The sequence below is a fragment of the Methylophaga sp. SB9B genome, from assembly GCF_004832235.1.
Classification (GTDB): Bacteria; Pseudomonadota; Gammaproteobacteria; order Nitrosococcales; family Methylophagaceae; genus Methylophaga; species Methylophaga muralis.
The window spans coordinates 1-3,285 of sequence record NZ_SSXS01000014.1; the positions used below are offsets into that span (position 1 = coordinate 1).

General features: G+C 43.2%; 4 protein-coding genes and 1 tRNA gene. All 5 read right to left on the minus strand.

Annotated elements, in window-relative coordinates:
- Positions 1-192 precede the first annotated feature (192 nt).
- The 5 genes from E8Q33_RS13385 to pal all read right to left on the minus strand — a co-directional run bounded on the left by E8Q33_RS13385 (position 193) and on the right by pal (position 3,133).
- A tRNA-Lys gene (locus E8Q33_RS13385) sits at positions 193-268 on the minus strand.
- Between the two features lie 140 nt (positions 269-408).
- Positions 409-1,077, minus strand: a complete 669-nt coding sequence (gene queC, locus E8Q33_RS13390; RefSeq protein WP_136555357.1) for a 7-cyano-7-deazaguanine synthase QueC — start codon at positions 1,075-1,077, stop codon at positions 409-411.
- Positions 1,074-1,715 carry a 7-carboxy-7-deazaguanine synthase QueE gene (gene queE, locus E8Q33_RS13395; RefSeq protein WP_136555359.1) on the minus strand — a complete coding sequence of 214 codons (642 nt, stop codon included), beginning with the start codon at positions 1,713-1,715 and terminating at the stop codon, positions 1,074-1,076. The genes queC and queE overlap by 4 nt, the downstream gene beginning before the upstream one ends.
- 22 nt (positions 1,716-1,737) lie before the next feature.
- Positions 1,738-2,565, minus strand: coding sequence for a tol-pal system protein YbgF (gene ybgF / locus E8Q33_RS13400; protein WP_069294630.1), 828 nt, complete (start codon positions 2,563-2,565; stop codon positions 1,738-1,740).
- Position 2,566: 1 nt separating this feature from the next.
- Positions 2,567-3,133 carry a peptidoglycan-associated lipoprotein Pal gene (pal, locus tag E8Q33_RS13405; RefSeq protein WP_069294631.1) on the minus strand — a complete coding sequence of 189 codons (567 nt, stop codon included), beginning with the start codon at positions 3,131-3,133 and terminating at the stop codon, positions 2,567-2,569.
- Positions 3,134-3,285 lie beyond the last annotated feature (152 nt).

The following is a 3,285-nucleotide window of genomic DNA, read 5'->3' on the forward strand; positions in this document are numbered from 1 at the left end:
ACGTCGTTTTTTCTTCTCAGAAATATACAACGCAAGTACCCACACAAATTACTTGATACCAGTTTTTTAAAGAGCTTGCAGATAATAACGCCCTGCAAAGAAGCGAGAATTATACAGCCACTCGCCAAGCTGTCAACAACAATTATTACAGAATTATGAAACTAGAATAAAACTGAAATTTTGCAGAAAATTTGGTGGGCCGTCTGCGACTCGAACGCAGGACCATCGGATTAAAAGTCCGGTGCTCTACCAACTGAGCTAACGGCCCAAACCAAGCGCGACATAATACTATAGTTGATAAAAATGACAACCCTAGTTGCTAATATTTTTCTATTTTAAAGCTAATCAATACCGTAGGAAGTCGCACAGGAAATTTGTAGGCGCTGATTCTTACCAAGAAACAATCACTTATTGATAATGTGTTGGGTCTGCCACTCCAGCATCATGAAAACCTTGCCGCCTTAACCTGCAAGAATCACATTGTCCACAAGCGCGGCCTTGCGCATCTGCTTGGTAACATGACACAGTTTCGCTGTAATCAATGCCAAGCTCTGTTCCGCATTTGATGATTTGTGATTTTGTGAACATCATTAACGGTGCTCTTATATATATAGCGCTACCTTCCACTGCCGATTTAGTGGCCAGATTGGCCAATCTTTCGAATGCATCTATAAATTCAGGGCGACAATCGGGGTATCCTGAGTAATCGACGGCATTTACACCGACAAAAATAGCCTCAGCATTAAGTACTTCTGCCCACCCAAGAGCAATTGACAGGAAAATAGTATTTCTGGCGGGGACATAGGTAACCGGTATTCCCTGTTGCTCTGTCTCAGGTACAGCTATGTCATCAGTCAATGCTGATCCGCCAATGGCACGAAGATCAATCTGTATTACTTTGTGAGTAACAACGCCAGCTTTTCGGGCTAGATTTTCTGCTGCATCAAGTTCAGTTCGATGACGCTGTCCATAATCAAAACTGATAGTGTGGCAAGCGTATCCTTCGGACTTTGCAATAGCTAACGCTGTTACAGAATCTAATCCACCAGAAAGTAATACGACAGCACGTTTAGTCATCGGCCTTGAGCATCGTTCCATAAATATTTATGCAATTGAATTTGCATTCTCACGGGAAGATTATCAGCAATAATCCATTCCGCTAAATCGGTTGGTGTTAAATCACCATGTACAGGGGAAAATAAGATTTCACAGCGGCTTACCAGATTAAATACTGCTAGTTGCTCTCGCGCCCAATCATAATCGTCACGATTACAGATAACGAATTTGACCTGATCCTGATGGTTTAATAGATCAATATTACTGTAGCGATTTTTCGAAACCTCACCCGAAGCGGGTGTTTTTAAATCCACAACCCGAACCACACGTGGATCAATGTCACTGATATCCATCGCTCCACTCGTTTCCAAAGATACTTCAACGCCCAGATCACACAAGGCAGTTAATAATTCCCGACAAGTGCTTTGCGCTAACGGCTCGCCACCGGTGACAGTGACATATCGCGGGTTGTAACTTTTTACTTCGGCAACAATGTCGCTGATTTCCATCTTTTTTCCGCCATGAAAAGCATAAGCGGTATCACAATAGTCACAGCGTAATGGGCAACCGGTCAATCTTACAAAGACTGTTGGCAATCCTACCGTACGTGTTTCACCTTGCAATGAATAGAAAATCTCGGTGATACGACATTGAGCCATCGGTGTGTTCTACAAAAATTATTTATGGTGTTTGCTGGATACGATCCAGACGCACTCTAGCCAAACGAGCAGCCGATGTATCAGGATATTGTTGAATCACCTGATTCAAAGTTGCTTGAGCTTTAGTGGTATCACCAGTTTCAAATTCACTGAAGCCGCGTTTCAATAACGCATCAGAAACTTTATTACTGTCAGGATAACTGGAAAGCACTTTATCAAAAGCAACTATCGCCTTATCAAATTCACGCACTACATAATGTGCTTCACCCTGCCAATAGTAAACATTCGGCAAATAACTACTGTTTGGGTAGTTTTGGGGAAAAGCACCTAACGCTGTTAAAGCTTCTTGATAACGTCCACCGCGTAGATCTTGCAAGGCAGCTTGATAGGCCGCTTCACCACTTTCTACTGCTACTGGAGCAAGCGTATCGATTGCACCATCCATCTGATCAGCAGGTGGTGGTTGCAATTCACTATCCACTAATTCTGAATCAATGGAATCATTAACCATAGAAGCTGAATCATTTCGAACTGGAGGCTGTGTTGCTGCAGGTTGTTGCTGTAACTCCGTTATCCGCTGATCCAGATCCAGATATTGTTCCCGCTGGCGTTGCTGCATTTGATCAATTTTATGACTGAGTTCTTCGTTCGTACCGTTTAAACGTTGAATCTCACGTTGCAGCTGATCGACTTGTGTAAGCAAAGAAGTCAACCCTTGCCCCTGGATAATACGCTCAAGTCGATCCATACGAGCTTGCATTGATTCTTGCTCAGCCATAGAAACAGAGGGCGCTAAGAAAGCGCCCACCATTATTGCTATTGCAAGTTGTTTTTGCTTTTTAAAAGGCATATCAACGACCAATATAAATTATTTCAACTCGGCGATTTTGTGACCATGCAGATTCATCACTACCATCTACTGCAGGACGTTCTTCACCAAAACTGGCAACTCTGAACTGTTGTGCACTGGCACCTTGCAACATCAGTAACTGGCGAATTGACAAAGCACGTCGCTCGCCTAATGCAAGGTTATATTCGCGTGAACCACGTTCGTCAGTATGACCTTCCAAACGCACTGTCAAATTAGGGTTTTTACCTAAATATGCCGCGTGCGCTTCAACAATTGCTTGGTCTTGTTGTCTGACACTGGCGCTGTCGTAATCAAAGTAAATGACACGATTAGATAAAGGGTTAGAAGGATCAAACTGATTCCCGCCATAACCATTTTCACCAACAATTACACTGGCTTCAGCACCTAAGTCACTGCCATCTACACCTCGACCTGAAACACCTGAAGTTGATGCGCCATTGCGCTCTTCTACCAATACATCGTCTGTACCATCTTTAGTTGCGTTACTGCTACATGCATTAAGAAAGAACAAGGCAAGTAACAACGCCGAGAATTTATAACAATTCATAAAAAACACTCCTGACAAAATTTATTTTTTCAGCGGAGACCATGCTGGTTCACGCACGACAATTCCGGATTCGCTCAAACGTTGATGGATCCGGCCATCAACAGAGACAGCAGCTAATACACCGCTACCTTTTTGCTCAGTAGCATACAGGA